This window comes from Pseudomonas alcaligenes, from assembly GCF_041729615.1.
GTDB lineage: Bacteria > Pseudomonadota > Gammaproteobacteria > Pseudomonadales > Pseudomonadaceae > Aquipseudomonas > Aquipseudomonas alcaligenes_B.
Genome location: NZ_CP154874.1, coordinates 729,883 through 748,163, shown reverse-complemented (window position 1 = coordinate 748,163; position 18,281 = coordinate 729,883). Strand labels below are relative to the sequence as shown.

Sequence of the window (18,281 nt, the reverse complement as noted above, 5' to 3'; positions counted from 1 at the left end):
GTTCGCGACTATAGCAGCAATGATTAAGTGCTTCAATTCCATAAAAAATTGTTATGATTGACAAATGACTACTCCCGCCTCTCCGACTTCCGGCGTCCAGCTGCTCGAAGTCGCGCCTGAGCTCGCCGGCCAGCGCATCGACAATTTCCTTCGCACCCAGCTCAAGGGTGTGCCCAAGACCCTTATCTATCGCATCCTGCGCAAGGGCGAGGTGCGGGTGAACAAGGGTCGGATCAAGCCCGAATACAAGCTGCAGGCCGGCGACGTGGTGCGCGTGCCGCCGCTGCGCCTGGCCGAGCGTGATGAGCCGGCGCCGCTGGCGCAGAGTCTGCTGGAGCGCCTGGAGGCGGCCATCGTCTACGAGGACAAGGCGCTGATCGTGCTGAACAAGCCGGCCGGCATCGCCGTGCATGGCGGCAGCGGCCTCAATTACGGGGTGATCGAGGCGTTCCGCCAGTTGCGCCCGGATGCCAAGGATATCGAGCTGGTGCATCGCCTGGATCGTGACACCTCCGGCCTGCTGATGATCGCCAAGAAGCGCAGCATGTTGCGCCACCTGCACGAGGCGCTGCGCGGCGACGGTGTGGACAAGCGCTACATGGCGCTGGTGCGCGGCAGCTGGCCGACCTCGAAGAAGAAGGTCGCCGCGCCCTTGCTGAAGAACAACCTGCGCTCCGGTGAGCGCATGGTCGAGGTCAATCCCGAGGGCAAGGAGGCGCTCACCGAGTTCCGCGTGCTGCGCCGCTTCGGCGAATTCGCCACCCTGGTCGAGGCCAGTCCGATCACCGGGCGCACCCACCAGATCCGCGTGCACGCCAAGCATGCCGGGCATTCGATTGCCGGTGATGCCAAGTATGGCGACGAAGACTTCACCCGCGAGATCCGCGAGCTGGGTGGCAAGCGCCTGTTCCTGCACGCCTATCAGCTCAAGCTCGAGCTGCCGGATGGCCAGCGCCTGGAGCTGGAGGCCGAGGTCGACGAGATGTGGGCGCAGACTCTGGAGCGTCTCGGTGCCTGACTATCAGCTGTTGATCTTCGACTGGGACGGCACGCTGGTCGACTCGATTGGTCGCATCGTCGAGTCCATGCGGCGTGCCGCCGATACCTGTGGTCTGCCGCAGCGCAGCGACGAGGCGATTAGGGGCATCATAGGCCTGGGCCTGCCGGAAGCTATCCAGACGCTCTACCCGGAGCTGCGCGAGGCCGTCCTGGTCGAGCGTTTTCGCGAGGGGTACAGCGAGCATTACCTGGCGCTGGAAAACGAGCCTTCGGCCCTGTTCGACGGGGTCGAGGAGTCACTGGAAGCCTTTCGCGAGCAGGGCTACCGTCTGGCGGTGGCCACCGGCAAGAGTCGCCGCGGCTTGCAGCGGGTATTGCAAGGGCGGGGCTGGCTGGATTATTTCGATGTCACCCGCTGTGCCGATGAAACGGCCAGCAAGCCGCACCCGCGCATGCTGCACGAGATTCTCCAGCATTGCGCCGTGGCGCCTGCGCGAGCACTGATGGTCGGCGATTCGGTCTTCGACCTGCAGATGGCGCGCAATGCGGGGATGGACTCGGTGGCGGTGGGCTTTGGCGCGCAGCCGCTGGAGAGCCTGCGTGCCCACGGGCCGCGCCTGGCGATCAGCGAGTTTTCCGAATTGCGTGCCTGGCTGCAAGGGTGCGCATCAGTTGCAACTGTCGAGGTGGGCGAGTATGTCGGATGAATTGAGGGCGTCGGGCGACGAGAAGGCCTGGAACCTGCTGGAAAAGACCCTGCAGGCGAGCGTCATCGAGCAGCGTCGTGCCCGGCGCTGGGGCATCTTCTTCAAGCTGCTGGTATTCGTTTACCTGTTCGTCACCCTGCTGCTGTTCTCGCCGCTGCTCAAGCTGAGCAAGTCCGCGTCCGCGTCCGTGGCCGAGAGCCATACGGCGTTGATCGAGGTGCGCGGCATGATCATGGCGGAGGAAGAGGCCAGTGCTGACAATATCGTCAGCAGCCTGCGCGCGGCCTTTGAGAACGAGAAGACCAAGGGCATCATCCTGCGCATCAACAGCCCGGGCGGCAGCCCGGTGCAGTCCGGCTACATCTATGACGAGATCAAGCGCCTGCGTGGCGAGTATCCGGATATCAAGGTCTATGCGGTGATCAGTGATCTGGGGGCCTCCGGTGCCTACTACATTGCCAGTGCCGCCGATCAGATCTACGCCGACAAGGCCAGTCTGGTTGGCTCCATCGGTGTCACTGCGACCACCTTCGGCTTCGTCGGGGTGATGGAGAAGGTCGGGGTCGATCGGCGCGTTTACACCTCCGGTGAGCACAAGGCCTTCCTCGATCCCTTCCAGCCGCCCAAGGAGGAAGAGACCCGTTTCTGGCAGGGTGTGCTGGAAACCACCCACAAGCAGTTCATCGACAGCGTGAAGAAAGGGCGTGGCGAGCGGCTCAAGGTCGACCAGCATCCGGAGTTGTTCTCCGGGCTGATCTGGTCCGGCGAGCAGGCCCTGGCGCTGGGCCTGGTGGACGCGCTGGGCAGCAGCAGCTATGTGGCGCGCGAGGTGATAGGCGCCAAGGACATAGTCGACTTCACTCGCGAGGAAAGCCCGCTGGATCGTTTCACCAAGAAGCTCGGCGCCAGCGTGGCCGAGCACCTGGCGCTATGGATGGGCTTCCAGGGGCCGACCCTGCGTTGAGTGGCGCAATGAAAAAGCCCGGCCAATGCCGGGTTTTTTCATTGATAGAGAGGGTTCAGGGAATGGCCACGCCTTCTTCTGCAAGCATGTGCACCAGGCGGATCAGGGGCAGGCCGACCAGGCTGGTGCCGTCCTCTCCTTCGGTGGCGCGGAACAGGCTGACGCCCAGGCCCTCGGCCTTGAAGCTGCCGGCGCAGTCGTAGGGTTGTTCGGCCTGCAGGTAGCGGGTGATCTGCTCTTCGCTCAGTTGGCGAAAATGCACGGTAAAGGCAATAGCGTCCACCTGGCAGCGTCCGCTGGCGCTGTTGAGCAGGGCCAGGCCGGTGAGGAAGGTCACGCTGTTGCCGCTGGCGGCCAGTAGCTGGCTGCGGGCGCGGCTGAAGTCGTGGGGCTTGCCGAGGATCTGCCGGTCCAGCACGGCGACCTGGTCCGAGCCGATGATCAGGTGCGCGGGGTGCAACTCGCCGAGGGCGCGGGCCTTGGCTTCGGCTAGGCGCCGCACCAGGGCTTCGGCGTCCTCCCCGGGGAGTGCCGTCTCGTCGATGGCGGGCGAGGCCCAGGTGAAGGGGTGGCGCAGGCGCGCCAGCAGTTCACGACGGTAGGGTGAGCTTGAGGCAAGCACCAGGGGCAGCATGGGGCGATCTCCGGGACGGGCGGCGGATTTTAGCGGCCGGCGCAGGCGACGGACAGGGCGGAAATTCCTTTGACAGGGGAGGGGTGCATCCCTAGAATACCGCGCCTATGTCGAATGGGCCGATTCCACCTCACGTTGATCCGCGCAAACTCGCCGATCGCGGTGTCACTCTCGAAGGGGAGATGCCGCTGGCCAGTTTCGAGCGACTGTGCGACTCGCTGGAAGATGATTCCGGCAAGGTGCGCGCGAAGCTGGTCTTCGAACGTGGCGAGCGTCGAGCTGTGAGTATTCACAGCGAGCTCGAGGTTGAGGTCAAGATGGTTTGCCAGCGTTGTCTGGAACTGGTCGCCCTGCCGATCCGCAGCGAGTGTCATTACGCGGTGGTGAAGGAAGGTGCGGATACCCAGTCGCTGCCCAAGGGCTATGACGTGCTGGAAGTGGGTGAAGATCCGTTGGATCTGCTGACGCTGGTCGAAGATGAGCTGTTGCTCGCTTTGCCCATCGTTCCGGCCCATGCCCCTGAGGATTGCCAGCAGCCGGCCGGTGCTAAAGAGCCCGAGTCGAGCGAGGACGAGGTATCGCGGTCCAACCCGTTCAGTGTTTTGGCGCAGTTAAAGCGTGACCCAAACGTTTAGGAGTTATTGAGTTATGGCTGTTCAGCAGAACAAAAAATCCCGCTCTGCCCGCGACATGCGCCGTTCCCACGACGCTCTCGAGGCCAACGCTCTGTCCGTCGAGAAGAGCACCGGTGAAGTTCACCTGCGTCACCACGTGTCGCCGGAAGGCTTCTACCGTGGCCGTAAAGTGATCGACAAGGGCGCTGACGAGTAATCCTTGTCCGCTCCGCTGATCGCGATTGATGCAATGGGTGGGGACTTCGGTCCCCACTGCATTGTTCCAGCCTGCGTCGCCAGTCTGGCTGAATTCCCCTCGCTGCACCTGGTCCTCGTCGGCCAAGCTCCCGTCCTCGAAGAACTGATTGCCCGTCATCCGGGTGTCGACCGCGCGCGTCTGCAGGTCGAGCACGCCAGTGAGGTGATCGGTATGGACGAGCGTCCCACCCATGCCCTGCGCGGCAAACCCGATGCCTCCATGCGAGTCATGCTCGAGCTGGTGCGCAGCGGTCGGGCCAGGGCCTGCGTCAGTGCCGGCAATACCGGTGCGCTGATGGCCCTCTCTTTATATGTGCTCAAGCCCCTGCCGGGCATCGATAGGCCGGCGATGGTCACTGCCGTGCCCACGGCCAGAGGCGTATGCCATCTGCTCGACCTGGGGGCCAACGTCGACTGCAGCGCCGAGCAGCTCTACCAGTTCGCCGTGATGGGGGCCGTGGCTGCCGAGGCCCAGGGCGTGCAGTCGCCGCGGGTTGCCCTGCTCAATGTCGGGACCGAGAACATCAAGGGCAACCAGCAGGTCAAGCTGGCCGCCAGCCTGTTGCAGCAGGCGCAGGGCCTGAACTACATCGGTTTCGTCGAGGGCGATGGCCTGTACCGGGGCGAGGCCGATGTGGTGGTGTGCGACGGTTTCGTCGGCAATATCCTGCTGAAATCCAGCGAGGGCCTGGTGTCGATGATCTCCGCGCGGATCGAGGCGCTGTTCAACGAGGGTATCGTCTCCCGCCTGGCCGGTGCCGTGGCCATGCCGCTACTCAAGCGCCTGCAGGGCGAACTGGCACCGGCGCGGCACAACGGTGCCAGCTTCCTCGGGCTGCAGGGCATCGTGGTGAAGAGCCATGGCGCGGCCAGTGTCGAGGGCTTTCAGAGTGCCATTCGGCGGGCCGTCATCGAAGTGCGCGAGAATCTGCCGCAGCGCCTGCATGGCCGCCTCGAGGATCTGCTGCTCTGACGAGCGGCTCCGCCATGTGTCCTGCCGCTGCCCGGGTCCGTCTTTTGAGCGCGCGTAATCGCTATTTTGGCAAAACCGGGCGCGCCTGCCTGTGACCGCTGGCGTGGCGGCTCCATCCAATCTGCAGTTCCCGGCGCGCCATGCTGCGCCACTTCCATCGACTAGATAAGGGAAAGTTTTGATGTCCGCCTCCCTCGCATTTGTCTTCCCTGGCCAGGGTTCGCAATCGCTCGGCATGCTCGCCGAGCTGGGCGCCCAGCAGGCGCTGATCCGCGATACCTTCGGCGAGGCCTCCGAGGCACTCGGCTACGACCTCTGGGCGCTGACCCAGCAGGGGCCGGAGGAGCGCCTGAACGAAACCGACAAGACCCAGCCGGCCATTATGACTGCCTCCGTTGCCCTCTGGCGCCTGTGGCTGGCCGAAGGCGGCGCCCGCCCGGCCTTCGTCGCCGGCCACAGCCTGGGTGAGTACTCGGCGCTGGTGGCCGCCGGAGCCATCGAATTCCGCGATGCGGTCAAGCTGGTCGAGCTGCGTGGCCAGTTGATGCAGCAGGCCGTGCCGGCCGGGCAGGGCGGCATGGCTGCCATTCTCGGCCTGGAGGATGCCGACGTGCTGGCCGCCTGTGCCGAGGCGGCGCAGGGCGAGGTGGTCAGTGCGGTCAATTTCAATGCGCCGGGTCAGGTGGTGATCGCCGGCAGCGCTGCTGCGGTCGAGCGTGCCATCGAAGCCTGCAAGGCGCGGGGCGCCAAGCGGGCCATGCCGCTGCCGGTCAGCGTGCCGTCGCATTGCGCGCTGATGCGCCCGGCAGCCGAGAAGTTTGCCGCGGCGGTCAACGGCCTGGCCTGGCAGGCACCGCAGATCGCCCTGGTGCAGAACGTCAGCGCCGCCGTGCCGGCCGACCTCGAAACCCTCAAGCGCGACCTGCTGGCCCAGCTGTACAGCCCGGTGCGCTGGGTCGAGAGTGTGCAGTTCCTTGCCGAGCGCGGCGTCACCGAACTGGTCGAGTGCGGCCCGGGCAAGGTGCTGGCCGGCCTCAACAAGCGCTGCGTCAAAGGTATCAATACCCACAATCTGGAAACCCCGGACGCCTTCGCCGCCGTGCGTGCGGCGCTGGCCTGAGTCACAAGGAGAGAAACATGAGTCTGCAAGGCAAGGTTGCACTGGTCACCGGCGCCAGCCGTGGTATCGGCCAGGCCATCGCGTTCGAGCTGGGTCGCCAGGGCGCCACCGTGATTGGTACTGCCACCAGCGAGGCCGGTGCCGCGCGCATCGGCGAGGCGCTCAAAGAGCAGGGCATCCAGGGTGCCGGCCTGATGCTGGATGTGTCCAACAGCGAGTCGGTGGATGCCGTTCTGGAGCAGATCCAGAAGGACTTCGGCGCCGTGGCCATCCTGGTCAACAACGCCGGCATCACCCGCGACAACCTGATGCTGCGGATGAAGGACGAGGAGTGGTTCGACGTCATCAACACCAACCTCAACAGCCTGTTCCGCCTGTCCAAGGCCGTGCTGCGCGGCATGACCAAGGCGCGCTGGGGCCGCATCATCAACATCGGCTCGGTGGTCGGTGCCATGGGCAATGCCGGACAGGCCAACTACGCGGCGGCCAAGGCCGGCCTGGAAGGCTTCAGCCGCGCCCTGGCCCGTGAAGTGGGCTCGCGCGCCATCACCGTCAACTCGGTAGCGCCCGGCTTCATCGATACCGACATGACCCGCGAGCTGCCGGAAGCCCAGCGCGAGGCGCTGCTGACCCAGATTCCGCTGGGCCGCCTGGGCCAGGCCGAGGAGATCGCCAAGGTGGTGGGCTTCCTCGCTTCCGACGGCGCAGCCTACGTCACGGGTGCCACGGTGCCGGTGAATGGCGGCATGTACATGAGCTGAATGTGACTCGGCCCTTCGGGAAATTGTCATAAAAGCCGTCTAAAGTCCGTTACAAAAGTGCAACCGGCGGAAGACGGCAGTTCGGAAGGGCCCGGGAAACCGGCTTGAAAGTTAGAAAACCCTTTCTATACACTGCAGCCCAGCTGCACGGAATTTTTCCATAGGAGTGAAAACTAGACATGAGCACCATCGAAGAACGCGTCAAGAAAATCGTCGCCGAGCAACTGGGCGTCAAAGAAGATGAAGTGACCAACAGCGCTTCCTTCGTCGAAGACCTCGGCGCCGACTCCCTTGACACCGTCGAGCTGGTGATGGCTCTGGAAGAGGAATTCGAGACCGAAATTCCGGACGAGCAGGCTGAGAAGATCACCACCGTTCAGGAAGCCATCGATTACATCACCGCGCACGCCTAAGCGCCGTAATCGCCGGTTTTCGGCCCAGAAAAGCCGCACTGCCCTCCAAGGCGTGCGGTTTTTCTTTATCGGGCCGGCAAGATTCAACAAGAAAGAGGATTGAGCAGTGTCGCGTAGACGCGTCGTGGTTACCGGTATGGGCATGCTGTCGCCGCTGGGTACCGATGTGGCCAGCAGTTGGCAGGGCATTCTGGCGGGCCGCAGTGGTATCGGCCTGATCGAGCACATGGACCTGTCGGCCTATTCCACCCGCTTCGGCGGTTCGGTGAAGGGCTTCAACGTCGAGGAGTACCTGTCGGCCAAGGAGGCACGCAAGCTCGACCTGTTCATCCAGTACGGCCTGGCCGCCAGCTTCCAGGCCATGCGCGATGCCGGCCTGGAGGTCACCGACGGCAACCGCGAGCGCATTGGCGTGGCCATGGGTTCCGGTATCGGCGGCCTGACCAATATCGAGAGCAACTGCAAGTCCCTGTTCGAGCAGGGGCCGCGGCGCATTTCGCCGTTCTTCGTGCCCGGCTCGATCATCAACATGATCTCCGGCTTCCTGTCGATCCACCTGGGTCTGCAGGGGCCGAACTACGCCATCGCCACCGCCTGCACCACCGGCACCCACTGCATCGGCATGGCCGCGCGCAACATCGCCTACGGCGAGGCCGACGTGATGGTCGCCGGCGGCGCCGAGATGGCCACCTGTGGCCTGGGCATGGGCGGCTTCGGCGCGGCCCGCGCGCTGTCCACCCGCAACGACGAGCCGGCCAGGGCCAGCCGCCCCTGGGACAAGGGTCGCGACGGTTTCGTGCTGTCCGACGGCGCCGGCGCCCTGGTGCTGGAAGAGCTGGAGCATGCCAAGGCGCGTGGCGCGACCATCTATGCCGAGCTGGTCGGCTTTGGCATGAGCGGCGATGCCTTCCACATGACCGCGCCGCCGGAAGACGGCGCCGGTGCTGCCCGCTGCATGAGCAATGCCCTGCGCGATGCCGGCCTCAATCCGGACCAGGTGCAGTACATCAACGCCCATGGCACCTCCACTTCGGCCGGCGACAAGGCCGAGGCCAGCGCGGTGAAATCGGTGTTCGGCGAGCATGCCTACAGGCTGTCGGTCAGCTCGACCAAGTCCATGACCGGTCACCTGCTGGGCGCCGCCGGTGCGGTGGAGGCGATCTTCAGCGTGCTGGCCCTGCGCGACCAGGTGGCGCCGCCGACCATCAACCTGGATGAGCCGGACGAGGGCTGCGACCTCGATTTCGTCGCTCACCAGGCCAAGCCGCTGGCGATCGACGCGGTGCTGTCCAACTCCTTCGGCTTCGGCGGCACCAACGGTTCGCTGGTGTTCCGCCGCTTCAACGGCTGATGCTGAGCTGGGTCGACGGCCGCCCGGCCACGGAGCTGCCCCTGGGTGACCGTGGTCTGGCCTATGGCGATGGCCTGTTCGAGACCATCGCCGTGCGCCGTGGTCGCGCCGTTTTGCTGCCGCGTCACCTGGCGCGGCTAGCGGAGGGTCTGCGGCGACTGGCCATCGACCTCGACCTGAGTGCGCTGGAAGCCGAGCTGCGGGCCTTCTTCGCCGAGCTGGGCGAGGGCGTGGCCAAGCTGCTGGTCACCCGTGGCGACGGCCTGCGCGGCTATGCGCCGCCGCGGCCCGCCCGGCCGAGGCGTATCCTGCTGGGCAGTCCGCTGCCCAGCTACCCCGCGGCCAATGCCGAGCAGGGCGTGCGCCTGTTCTCCTGTCGCACGCGCCTGGCCGAGCAGCCGCTGCTGGCTGGCCTGAAACACCTCAATCGCCTGGAACAGGTACTGGCCCGCGGCGAATGGCAGGACGCCGGCATCGCCGAGGGGCTGATGCGCGATACGTCCGGGCGGGTGATCGAGGGCGTGTTCAGCAACCTGTTCCTGGTCAGGGATGGGGTGCTGCTGACCGCCGAACTGTCGCGCTGCGGCGTGGCCGGGGTGATGCGCGCCGAGGTACTGGAGCAGGCCGCGCGTCTGGGTATCCCCTGCGAGATCCGCGACATTGGCTTCGACGAGCTGCTCGCCGCCGACGAGCTGTTCCTCTGCAACAGCCTCTATGGCATCTGGCCGGTGCGCGAACTGGCCGCCAGCGTCTGGCCGGCCGGCCCGCTCACCCGTAAACTGCAGGCCCTTATCCGCAGTCTTCTGGATTCCTGATTCGTGATTCGCAAGTTGCTGTTGCTGCTGGCCATCGGCCTGGCGCTGTTGGTGCTGGCCTCGGCCCTGGCCGGCTGGCGTCTGCACAGTGCCCTCAACCAGCCGCTCAGGCTGGAGGGTGAACGCCTGGTCGAGGTGGTGCCGGGCGATACCCCGGGTGGCCTGCTCAATCGCCTGGAGAGCGAGGGCGTGCTCGACGGCGCCTTCTGGCTGCGTCTGTACTGGCGCTTCAACCTGCCGGGCCAGGCCCTGCACAGCGGCGAGTACCGCCTGACCCCGCAACAGCGCGCGCGCGATCTGCTCGACCTGTGGCGCCGTGGCGAGGTGGTGCAGTACAGCCTGACCCTGGTCGAAGGCTGGAACTTCCGCCAGGTCCGCGCCGCCCTGGCACGCCAGGAGGCGCTGAAGCAGAGCCTGGCCGATCTCGACGACCAAGCGCTGATGGCGCGCCTCGACCTGGCTGGCGTCAGCCCCGAGGGGCGTTTCTTCCCCGACACCTATCGCTATGTGCGCGGCATGAGCGACCTGGACTTGCTCAGGCAGGCCCGCGACCGCCTGGACCAGGTGCTGCAGGAGGAGTGGGTCCGTCGCGCCGAGGGCCTGCCGTACCGCAAGCCCTACGACGCACTGATCATGGCCTCGATGGTGGAGAAGGAGACCGGCGTGGCCGAGGAGCGCGGGCAGATCGCCGGCGTGTTCGTCCGTCGGCTGCGCAGCGGCATGCGCCTGCAGACCGACCCGACGGTGATCTTCGGCCTCGGCGAGCGCTACAACGGCAACCTGACCCGCGCCCACCTGCTGGAGTCGACGCCCTACAACACCTATGTGATCGACGGCATGCCGCCGACCCCCATCGCCCTGGCCGGCCGCGAGGCGATCCACGCCGCGCTGAACCCGGTGGACGGGCGCAGCCTGTACTTCGTCGCCCGCGGCGACGGCAGCCATGTATTCTCGGAAACCCTGGAGCAGCACAACCGTGCCGTGCGCGAGTACCAGCTCAAGCGCCGCGCCGACTACCGTTCCAGCCCTGCGCCCAGATAAGGAAACCCCGTGAGCGGTCTGTTCATCACCCTGGAAGGCCCGGAAGGGGCCGGCAAGAGCACCAACCGCGAATACCTCGCCGCGCGCCTGCGCGAGCGGGGCATCGAGGCAGTGCTGAGTCGCGAGCCCGGTGGCACGCCGCTGGCCGAGCGCATCCGCGAGCTGCTGCTGGCGCCGAGCGACGAGACGATGGCCAGCGACACCGAGCTGCTGCTGGTGTTCGCCGCCCGCGCCCAGCACCTGGCGCAGGTCATCCGTCCGGCCCTGGCGCGCGGCGCCGTGGTGCTGTGCGACCGCTTCACCGATGCCACCTATGCCTATCAGGGCGGCGGTCGTGGTCTGAGCGAGGCGCGCATCGCCGAACTGGAGCGTTTCGTCCAGGGCGAGCTGCGCCCGGACCTGACCCTGGTGTTCGACCTGCCGGTGGCGGTCGGCCTGTCCCGCGCCGCCGCCCGTGGCCGCCTGGATCGCTTCGAGCAGGAAGGCCAGGCCTTCTTCGAGGCGGTGCGGCGCACCTACCTGGGCCGCGCCGAAGCCGCGCCCGCGCGTTACCGCGTGCTGGATGCGGTGCAGCCGCTGGAAGCGGTGCAGCGCGATCTCGATGCGCTGCTGCCGGAGATTCTGGAGCGCTGCCGTGGCTGAGGCCTATCCCTGGCAGGCGCCGCTCTGGCAGCAGCTGGCCAGCCGCCCGCGGCATGCCCATGCCTACCTGCTGCACGGCCCGGCCGGCATCGGCAAGCGTGACCTGGCCGAACGCCTGATGGCCCGGCTGCTGTGCCAGAAGCCTGACGGCCTGGATGCCTGCGGCCAGTGTAAGGCCTGCCACCTGCTGGCCGCCGGCACCCATCCGGACCTGTTCGTGCTGGAGCCGGAAGAAGCGGACAAGGCGATCAAGGTCGACCAGGTGCGCGAGCTGGTCGGCTTCGTGGTGCAGACCGCGCAGCTCGGCGGGCGCAAGGTGGTGCTGCTGGAACCGGTGGAGGCGATGAACCTCAACGCCGCCAACGCCCTGCTGAAAAGTCTGGAGGAGCCCTCCGGTGACACCGTGCTGCTGCTGGTCAGCCACCAGCCCAGCCGCTTGCTGCCGACCGTGAAGAGCCGTTGCGTGCAGCAGGCCTGCCCGCTGCCGAGTGAGGCGCAGAGCCTGGCCTGGCTGGCCCAGGCGCTGCCGGAATGCAGCGAGGAGCAGCACCGCGAGCTACTGGCCCTGGCCGCCGGCTCGCCGCTGCTGGCCCGACGCCTGCACGGCCAGGGCGTGCTGGAGCAGCGCGCGCTGGTGGTCGAGGGAGTGAAGAAGCTGCTCAAGCAGCAGGCCACTGCCAGTCAGCTGGCCGAGGCCTGGAAGAACCTGCCGATGGCCATGCTGTTCGACTGGTTCTGCGACTGGGCGCAGCTGATGCTGCGCTACCAGCTGAGCCGCGACGAGGCGGGGCTGGGGTTGGCCGATATGCGCAAGGTGGTGCAGTATCTGGCCGACAAGACCCCCCAGCATAAGCTGCTGGCCATGCAGGACTGGTTGCTGCAGCAACGGCAGAAGGTGCTGGGCAAGGCCAACCTGAACGGTGCTTTGCTTCTCGAAGCCCTGCTGGTGCAGTGGGCAAGCCTGCCCGGACCGGGCTAGAATCGAGAAATTGGATTAAGTTGCCAGGATTAGCGCATGAGTTTGCCACCGAATCTGGGACCGCGTAACGGCATCCTGTCCCTCACCATCAAGGACAAGTCGGTGCTGTATGCCGCCTACATGCCGTTCATCAAGAACGGCGGGCTGTTCATCCCCACCGCCAAGAGCTACAAGCTGGGCGACGAAGTGTTCATGCTGCTCAACCTGATGGACGAGCCGGAGAAGATCCCGGTGGCCGGCAAGGTGGTATGGATCACCCCCAAGGGCGCCCAGGGCAACCGCGCCGCCGGTGTCGGCGTGCAGTTCAACGACGGCGACAACACCGCGCGCAACAAGATCGAGACTTACCTGGCCGGTGCGCTGAAATCGGATCGCCCGACCCACACCATGTGATTGGCGGACATCGAGCTTCAAGGTAGAAGCGCCCGAATCGGGCGCTTCGTCATTTCAGAGACAGAGAAATTCCATGCTGGTTGATTCCCACTGCCACCTCGACCGCCTCGACCTGGCGGCCCATGACAGTTCCCTCGATGCGGCGCTGGCTGCCGCCCGTGCCCGTGGCGTGCAGCACTTCCTGTGCATCGGCGTCAGCGCCGCCAACGCCGGCGCGGTAAAGGCCCTGGCCGAGCGCTATGCCGACGTCGACTGCTCGGTGGGCGTGCATCCACTGGACCTGGAACAGGGCGAGGCGCCGGCACTGGACTGGCTGCTCGGCGAGCTGAACCACCCGCATGTGGTGGCCATTGGCGAAACCGGCCTTGACTACCACTACGAGCCGGAGGCGGCCGAGCTGCAGCAGCAGTCGTTCCGTCTGCACCTGGAGGCGGCGAAGATCACCGGCAAACCGGTGATCGTGCACACCCGCGAGGCGCGTGCCGACACCCTGGCGCTGCTGCGCGAGGCGGCGCTGCCGCAGGCCGGCGTGCTGCACTGCTTCACCGAGGACTGGGACATGGCCAGGGCGGCGCTGGACATCGGCTTCTACATCTCGCTGTCCGGCATCGTCACCTTCCGCAATGCCGACGCCCTGCGCGAGGTGGCGCGCAAGGTGCCGGCCGACCGCCTGCTGGTGGAGACCGACTCGCCTTACCTGGCGCCCATTCCCCATCGCGGCAAGCCCAACCTGCCGCAATACGTGCGCGAGGTGGCGGAATTCCTGGCGATGGTGCGCGGCGAGCGCTTCGAGGACCTGGCCGCGCAGACCACGGCCAATTTCCAGCGCCTGTTCCCCCTGGCCCGCGTGGCCTGATAGCTCGGTTCGCAAAAAACGCGGACAAAAAAAACCCGGGTTCTGGGGGATGAATCCGGGTCAAGACCATTAGGAGTAAAACAAGGTACGCGATCCACGGTACCTCGACTGGCGGGGCACTTGGGGGGAGATGCCGCGCACCAGTAATCCCAAGTATTGGCCAGGATTGCCCTTCGTCCAGATTGGTTGCGAGCCTTTCTTAAACGTATTTGGAATACCGCCGCAGCTGCTGAGCACTCAGCCTTGTCGCAGCTGGCTCAGCACGTCCAGGCTTTGCTCGATCACGGCGGGATCCGTGTAGAAATGCGGGGAAAAACGGATGCCTTTGCCCCGTTGCGCGCAGATCACCTGCTGTTCGCGCAGGCGCGCGAACAGCGCCTGGTGGTCCCAGTCGTCCAGGCTGAAGGTCAGGATACCGGCGCGCCGTGCCGGGTTGAGCGGGCTGTGCAGGTGGATGCCGGGGAGGCGCTGCAAGCCTTCCTGCAGCTGCAGCACCCGCTCCTCGATGAGTGCCGCCACCTGCACCATGCCCACTTCCTCGAGCAGCGACAGGCTGGCCTCCAGGGCCATGGCGCCGAGCATGTTCGGGCTGCCGCACTCGAAGCGCCGGGCGCTGCGCGCCGGCTGCCAGTCGGTGCGGCTGTAGTCGCCGGCGTGTTCCAGCATGTGCCAGCCGTATTCGTGCAGGGCCAGCCGCTCGCGCAGGTCGCTGCGGCAATAGAACACGCCGAGGCCTTCCGGGCCGAGCAGCCACTTGTGCCCGTCGGCCATGGCGAAGGCGCAGTCGCAGGCCTGCACGTCGAAGGGCTGGGCGCCGAGCTGCTGGATGGCATCCACGCACAGCAGCACGCCGCGCTGGCGGCAGGCGGCACCGAGGCGCGGCAGGTCCAGGCGCAGACCGCTGGCGTACTGCACCGAACTGATCGACAGCAGCCGCGTGCGCGGCCCGCAGGCGGCCAGCAGGGCGGCCTCCGGGTCGCTGCCACCCAGGCCGACCTGCACCACCTCGACGCCGCGCGGCTTCAGCGCCTCCCAGACGATGCGGTTGGAGGGGAACTCCTCGTCGCTGATCACCACCTGATCGCCGGCGCGCCAGTCCAGGCCGAAGGCGACGAACGACAGGGCCTCGGAGGTGTTCTTCACCAGGGCGATATCGGCCGTGCCCGGGGCGTTGAGCAGGCGCCGGAAGCGTTCGCGCAGGCGCTTTTCCACCTTCAGCCACTCGGGATAGTCGCGGGCGCCGACGCTCACATTGGCCTCGGCGAAGCGCCGCACGGCCTCGCCGGCACGCTTTGGCCAGGGGGCGACAGCGGCGTGATTGAGGTAGCGCAGGCCGGCAATCAGAGGGAATTCGTCGCTTAGATTGAGCATTGGGCCGATGATCCGTGCATTTTCGTGCTGAACAGGCATAATAATGCGCCTCGATTTTTCATCCTGTAGTCACTTTATGAACAAAGAACCTCGCAAAGTCCGTGAATTCCGCCGTCGCGAACAGGAAATTCTCGATACCGCGCTCAAGCTCTTCCTTGAACAGGGTGAAGACAGCGTCACCGTCGAGATGATCGCCGACGCCGTCGGTATCGGCAAAGGCACCATCTACAAGCACTTCAAGTCCAAGGCCGAGGTCTACCTGCGCCTGATGCTCGACTACGAGCGCGACCTCAACGCCCTGCTGCTGTCCGAGGACGTGGCCAAGGACAAGGAAGCGCTGGCGCGCGCCTACTTCGAGTTCCGCATGCGCGACCCGCAGCGCTACCGCCTGTTCGACCGCCTGGAAGAGAAGGTGGTCAAGGGCAATCAGGTGCCGGAGATGGTCGAGCAGCTGCACAAGATCCGTACTTCCAACTTCGAGCGCCTGACCCAGCTGATCAAGGGCCGTATCGAGGAGGGCAAGCTGGAGGACGTGCCGCCGTACTTCCACTACTGTGCCGCCTGGGCCCTGGTGCATGGCGCCGTGGCGCTGTACCACTCGCCGTTCTGGAGCAGCGTGCTGGAGGATCAGGATGGCTTCTTCCAGTTCCTCATGGACATCGGCGTGCGCATGGGCAACAAGCGCAAGCGCGACGGCGAAGCGCCGAACGCCTGATGCCATTCAGCCCGCCAATGATGCGTTCTTTGCCATCGGCGGCGGGCATATACTCCGGATTGAACACTGCCGGAGCTCTCCATGATCGTTGACCACCAGGGGCGGCGTTTCCGCAACCTGCGCATCAGCCTGACCGCCGCCTGCAACTATGCCTGCACCTACTGCGTGCCGGACGGCAAGCGCCTGGTCGCGGCGCAGGACGAGCTGTCCGCCGAGGCCATGGTGCGCGGCGTGGCCTACCTGATCGAGGCGGCCGGCATCGAGCGCCTGCGCATCACCGGTGGCGAGCCGCTGGTCAGCCCCAAGCTCGAGCACTTCCTGCGGGGCGTCAGCCGCCTGGGCCTGCAGGACATCAGCCTGACCAGCAACGGCCAGCTGCTCGCGCGCAAGCTACCGCTGCTGCTGGAGTGCGGCCTCAAGCGCATCAACGTGTCCCTGGATACCCTCGACCCCGAGGCCTTCCGCCGCATCGCCCGTGGCGGTGACCTGGCGACCGTACTGCAGGGCCTGGAGGAAGCGCGGGCGGCCGGGCTGAAGATCAAGATCAACATGGTGCCGCTGCGCGGGCAGAACCACGAGCAGGTGCTGCCGATGCTCGACTACTGCCTGGCGCGTGGCTTCGAGCTGCGCTTCATCGAGCTGATGCGCATGGGCCACCTGGCCCGCGAGGGCGCCAGCTTCCAGCAGCAGTTCTACGGCATGCCCGAGCTGCTGGCGGCGGTGGCCGAGCGCCATGAATTCGTCCAGGCCGAGGCACCGCTGGATGCCACCGCGCTGCGCTACGAGATTCCCGGGCGCGGCTTCTTCGGTGTGATCGCCAACGAGAGCGTGCCGTTCTGCCGCACCTGCTCGCGCCTGCGCCTGTCCTCCACCGGCTGGCTGCACGGCTGCCTGTCGTCGAGCAACCGCCACTATGTCGGCGATCTCCTCGACAAGCCGCGCCACCAGGCCCTTCCAGCCCTGCAGCGCCTGCTGGTGCGCGCCCTGGCGGACAAGCAGGACGTCGCTTTCGCCGGTGGCGTTACCGTCATGAAAATCATCGGCGGCTGACCGGCCGCCCCGTACCAAGCCAGAAACCCATGTCTGCCGAATTCCCCATCGCCTATATCGAGCCGGTGTTCCGTCCGCCGAGCGAAGCCCACTCGCTGATTCTGCCGGTGACCAACGGCTGTTCCTGGAACCACTGCACCTTCTGCGAGATGTACACCCAGCCGCAGAAGAAATTCCGTGCCCGTGACGAGGACCAGGTGCTGGAGGAGATCCGCCGCGCCGGCGAACGGCTGATCGTGCAGCGGGTGTTCCTCGCCGACGGCGACGCCCTGGTGCTGCCGACCCGGCGTCTGTTGAATATCCTGCAGGCCATTCGCGAACATATGCCCGAAGTCGAGCGCGTCTCCAGCTACTGCCTGCCGCGCAACCTGCGCAAGAAGTCGGTGGACGAGCTCAAGGAACTGGCCGACGCCGGCCTGAAGATGGCCTATGTCGGCTGCGAGTCCGGCGACGACGAGGTGCTGGCGCGGGTCAACAAGGGCGAGACCTTCGACTCCAGCCTCAGCGCCCTGGAGAAACTCGGCGCGGCCGGCATCACCCGCTCGGTGATGATCCTCAACGGCCTCGGCGGCACGACCCTGAGCGAGCAGCATGCCGACAACTCGGCGCGCCTGATGAACGCGGCCCAGCCGGAATACCTCTCCACCCTGGTGGTCAGCTTCCCCCTGGGCGAGGCGCGTTTCCGCGAGGGCTTCGCCGACTTCCAGGCGCTCGACCAGCAGCAGCTGTTCCGCGAGGTGGAGCGCCTGCTGCAGGGCCTGGAGCTGAACGACACCGTGTTCCGCAGCGACCACGCCTCCAACTACCTGGTGCTCAAGGGCAACCTGGGCGCCGACAAGGCCCGGCTGCTGGCCCAGGTACGCCAGGCCATCGAGCGGCCGGAGCAGGCCAGGCTGCGCCAGGAATGGCAACGCGGCCTGTGAGGCAGGGTTGGCGCGGAAGCTGCTATGTCTCTCTATCCGCCGGTTTTCCGTCACCGGCAGGGAGGAACTGCAATGCGTAGCCTGATTCTGCTGCTGGCGCTGTGTGCGCTCGGTGGCTGCATGAAGACCAGCGACCTGGCCGCCGGCGCCGAATACCACCTGCGCGATGCCGGCGTGCTGGATCACAGCGACACCCGCCGCTCCGCCTCCTGGCGGTTGCAGGCCGACTCCTTCGTGTACATCGCGCAGAGCCACTACAATCCGCCCGGCGGCGCGTCGCCGCGGCCCAACGTGGTGGCCGACGAGGCCTTCAAGGCCTTCGTCGAGTACTTCCCGTTGGTGCGTCGCTCGCCGACGCCGCTAGGCCTGGACGAGGCGATGAATGAGGCGCGTACCGCCGGCGCCCACTACCTGCTCTACACCCGCTTCGCCGACGCCGACGACCGCATCGGCACGGTGGAGGAGTGGGAGGACGAGGAGGCCCTCGACCGCCTCGGCGTCGACAGCGGTGTGCTGCAGCTGATGCTGATCGAGACCAACACCCGCTATCTGGTGGATACCGCGCGCATCCGCAATCGTGGCGGAATCCTGACGTTCTACGACAACCAGCCGGCCGACCAGCTGCGCGCCCCCTTCGAGCAGTATGCCCGCACCCTGCTGGGCGTCAGCCCGCGGTAGCGCCATACTGGCGGCTGGACACGA

22 protein-coding genes are annotated in these 18,281 nt (G+C 66.2%); 20 read left to right on the top strand and 2 right to left on the bottom strand.

The window, feature by feature from the left end; genetic code table 11:
* The first annotated feature begins 64 nt into the window (after window positions 1-64).
* Genes rluC through sppA form a run of 3 tightly spaced genes read left to right on the top strand, consistent with a single transcriptional unit; the run spans window position 65 to window position 2,670 of the window.
* Window positions 65-1,018: a 23S rRNA pseudouridine(955/2504/2580) synthase RluC gene (gene rluC / locus AAG092_RS03585; RefSeq protein ID WP_373388579.1), complete on the top strand. Its 954-nt coding sequence runs from the start codon at window positions 65-67 to the stop codon at window positions 1,016-1,018.
* Window positions 1,011-1,706 (top strand): HAD-IA family hydrolase, encoded by a 696-nt coding sequence (locus AAG092_RS03580; RefSeq protein WP_373388578.1) that lies wholly within the window; start codon window positions 1,011-1,013, stop codon window positions 1,704-1,706. Before rluC ends, AAG092_RS03580 begins: the two co-directional genes overlap by 8 nt.
* Window positions 1,696-2,670 (top strand): signal peptide peptidase SppA, encoded by a 975-nt coding sequence (sppA, locus tag AAG092_RS03575; RefSeq protein ID WP_373388577.1) that lies wholly within the window; start codon window positions 1,696-1,698, stop codon window positions 2,668-2,670. The genes AAG092_RS03580 and sppA overlap by 11 nt, the downstream gene beginning before the upstream one ends.
* A gap of 55 nt (window positions 2,671-2,725) precedes the next feature.
* Here sppA and AAG092_RS03570 read toward each other — a convergent pair whose 3' ends face one another.
* Entirely contained in the window at window positions 2,726-3,304 is a 579-nt protein-coding gene (locus AAG092_RS03570; protein WP_373388576.1) for a nucleoside triphosphate pyrophosphatase, read from the bottom strand.
* Between the two features lie 107 nt (window positions 3,305-3,411).
* Between AAG092_RS03570 and AAG092_RS03565 the strand changes: the two genes are divergently transcribed.
* The 13 genes from AAG092_RS03565 to AAG092_RS03505 all read left to right on the top strand — a co-directional run bounded on the left by AAG092_RS03565 (window position 3,412) and on the right by AAG092_RS03505 (window position 13,520).
* Window positions 3,412-3,939 (top strand): YceD family protein, encoded by a 528-nt coding sequence (locus AAG092_RS03565; RefSeq protein WP_110682570.1) that lies wholly within the window; start codon window positions 3,412-3,414, stop codon window positions 3,937-3,939.
* A gap of 13 nt (window positions 3,940-3,952) precedes the next feature.
* On the top strand, window positions 3,953-4,135 hold the full coding sequence (gene rpmF / locus AAG092_RS03560) for a 50S ribosomal protein L32 (RefSeq protein WP_021700475.1): 183 nt from the start codon (window positions 3,953-3,955) through the stop codon (window positions 4,133-4,135).
* Between the two features lie 3 nt (window positions 4,136-4,138).
* On the top strand, window positions 4,139-5,149 hold the full coding sequence (gene plsX, locus AAG092_RS03555) for a phosphate acyltransferase PlsX (protein ID WP_373388575.1): 1,011 nt from the start codon (window positions 4,139-4,141) through the stop codon (window positions 5,147-5,149).
* Between the two features lie 181 nt (window positions 5,150-5,330).
* The gene (gene fabD / locus AAG092_RS03550; protein ID WP_373388574.1) at window positions 5,331-6,269 is read left to right on the top strand and encodes an ACP S-malonyltransferase; all 939 of its coding nucleotides are present in this window, start codon (window positions 5,331-5,333) and stop codon (window positions 6,267-6,269) included.
* Between the two features lie 17 nt (window positions 6,270-6,286).
* Window positions 6,287-7,030 (top strand): 3-oxoacyl-ACP reductase FabG, encoded by a 744-nt coding sequence (fabG, locus tag AAG092_RS03545; protein ID WP_110682567.1) that lies wholly within the window; start codon window positions 6,287-6,289, stop codon window positions 7,028-7,030.
* 179 nt (window positions 7,031-7,209) lie between these two features.
* Window positions 7,210-7,443 (top strand): acyl carrier protein, encoded by a 234-nt coding sequence (acpP, locus tag AAG092_RS03540; protein WP_021700471.1) that lies wholly within the window; start codon window positions 7,210-7,212, stop codon window positions 7,441-7,443.
* 106 nt (window positions 7,444-7,549) lie between these two features.
* Window positions 7,550-8,794, top strand: a complete 1,245-nt coding sequence (fabF, locus tag AAG092_RS03535) for a beta-ketoacyl-ACP synthase II (RefSeq protein WP_373388573.1) — start codon at window positions 7,550-7,552, stop codon at window positions 8,792-8,794.
* A complete protein-coding gene (pabC, locus tag AAG092_RS03530; RefSeq protein WP_373388572.1) occupies window positions 8,794-9,609 on the top strand; it encodes an aminodeoxychorismate lyase in 816 nt (271 codons plus the stop codon). Before fabF ends, pabC begins: the two co-directional genes overlap by 1 nt.
* A gap of 3 nt (window positions 9,610-9,612) precedes the next feature.
* Window positions 9,613-10,650: an endolytic transglycosylase MltG gene (gene mltG, locus AAG092_RS03525; protein ID WP_373388571.1), complete on the top strand. Its 1,038-nt coding sequence runs from the start codon at window positions 9,613-9,615 to the stop codon at window positions 10,648-10,650.
* A gap of 9 nt (window positions 10,651-10,659) precedes the next feature.
* The gene (gene tmk, locus AAG092_RS03520) at window positions 10,660-11,292 is read left to right on the top strand and encodes a dTMP kinase (RefSeq protein WP_373388570.1); all 633 of its coding nucleotides are present in this window, start codon (window positions 10,660-10,662) and stop codon (window positions 11,290-11,292) included.
* Window positions 11,285-12,271 carry a DNA polymerase III subunit delta' gene (locus AAG092_RS03515; RefSeq protein ID WP_373388569.1) on the top strand — a complete coding sequence of 329 codons (987 nt, stop codon included), beginning with the start codon at window positions 11,285-11,287 and terminating at the stop codon, window positions 12,269-12,271. The genes tmk and AAG092_RS03515 overlap by 8 nt, the downstream gene beginning before the upstream one ends.
* A 36-nt stretch (window positions 12,272-12,307) precedes the next feature.
* A complete protein-coding gene (locus AAG092_RS03510; protein WP_110682561.1) occupies window positions 12,308-12,664 on the top strand; it encodes a PilZ domain-containing protein in 357 nt (118 codons plus the stop codon).
* Window positions 12,665-12,737: 73 nt separating this feature from the next.
* Window positions 12,738-13,520 (top strand): TatD family hydrolase, encoded by a 783-nt coding sequence (locus AAG092_RS03505; RefSeq protein ID WP_373388568.1) that lies wholly within the window; start codon window positions 12,738-12,740, stop codon window positions 13,518-13,520.
* Window positions 13,521-13,757: 237 nt separating this feature from the next.
* On the opposite strand, the gene AAG092_RS03500 is transcribed toward AAG092_RS03505, so the two are convergent.
* Window positions 13,758-14,891: an aminotransferase class V-fold PLP-dependent enzyme gene (locus AAG092_RS03500; protein WP_373388567.1), complete on the bottom strand. Its 1,134-nt coding sequence runs from the start codon at window positions 14,889-14,891 to the stop codon at window positions 13,758-13,760.
* A 76-nt stretch (window positions 14,892-14,967) separates the two neighbouring features.
* Here AAG092_RS03500 and AAG092_RS03495 point away from each other — a divergent pair, with 76 nt between their 5' ends.
* The 4 genes from AAG092_RS03495 (at window position 14,968) to AAG092_RS03480 (ending at window position 18,257) form a co-directional block, all read left to right on the top strand.
* The gene (locus AAG092_RS03495) at window positions 14,968-15,606 is read left to right on the top strand and encodes a TetR/AcrR family transcriptional regulator (RefSeq protein WP_110682558.1); all 639 of its coding nucleotides are present in this window, start codon (window positions 14,968-14,970) and stop codon (window positions 15,604-15,606) included.
* Window positions 15,607-15,687: 81 nt separating this feature from the next.
* On the top strand, window positions 15,688-16,656 hold the full coding sequence (locus AAG092_RS03490; RefSeq protein WP_373388566.1) for a GTP 3',8-cyclase MoaA: 969 nt from the start codon (window positions 15,688-15,690) through the stop codon (window positions 16,654-16,656).
* A 29-nt stretch (window positions 16,657-16,685) separates the two neighbouring features.
* Window positions 16,686-17,579: a radical SAM protein gene (locus tag AAG092_RS03485; RefSeq protein ID WP_373388565.1), complete on the top strand. Its 894-nt coding sequence runs from the start codon at window positions 16,686-16,688 to the stop codon at window positions 17,577-17,579.
* A gap of 72 nt (window positions 17,580-17,651) precedes the next feature.
* A complete protein-coding gene (locus AAG092_RS03480) occupies window positions 17,652-18,257 on the top strand; it encodes a DUF4823 domain-containing protein (RefSeq protein WP_373388564.1) in 606 nt (201 codons plus the stop codon).
* Window positions 18,258-18,281: the final 24 nt, after the last annotated feature.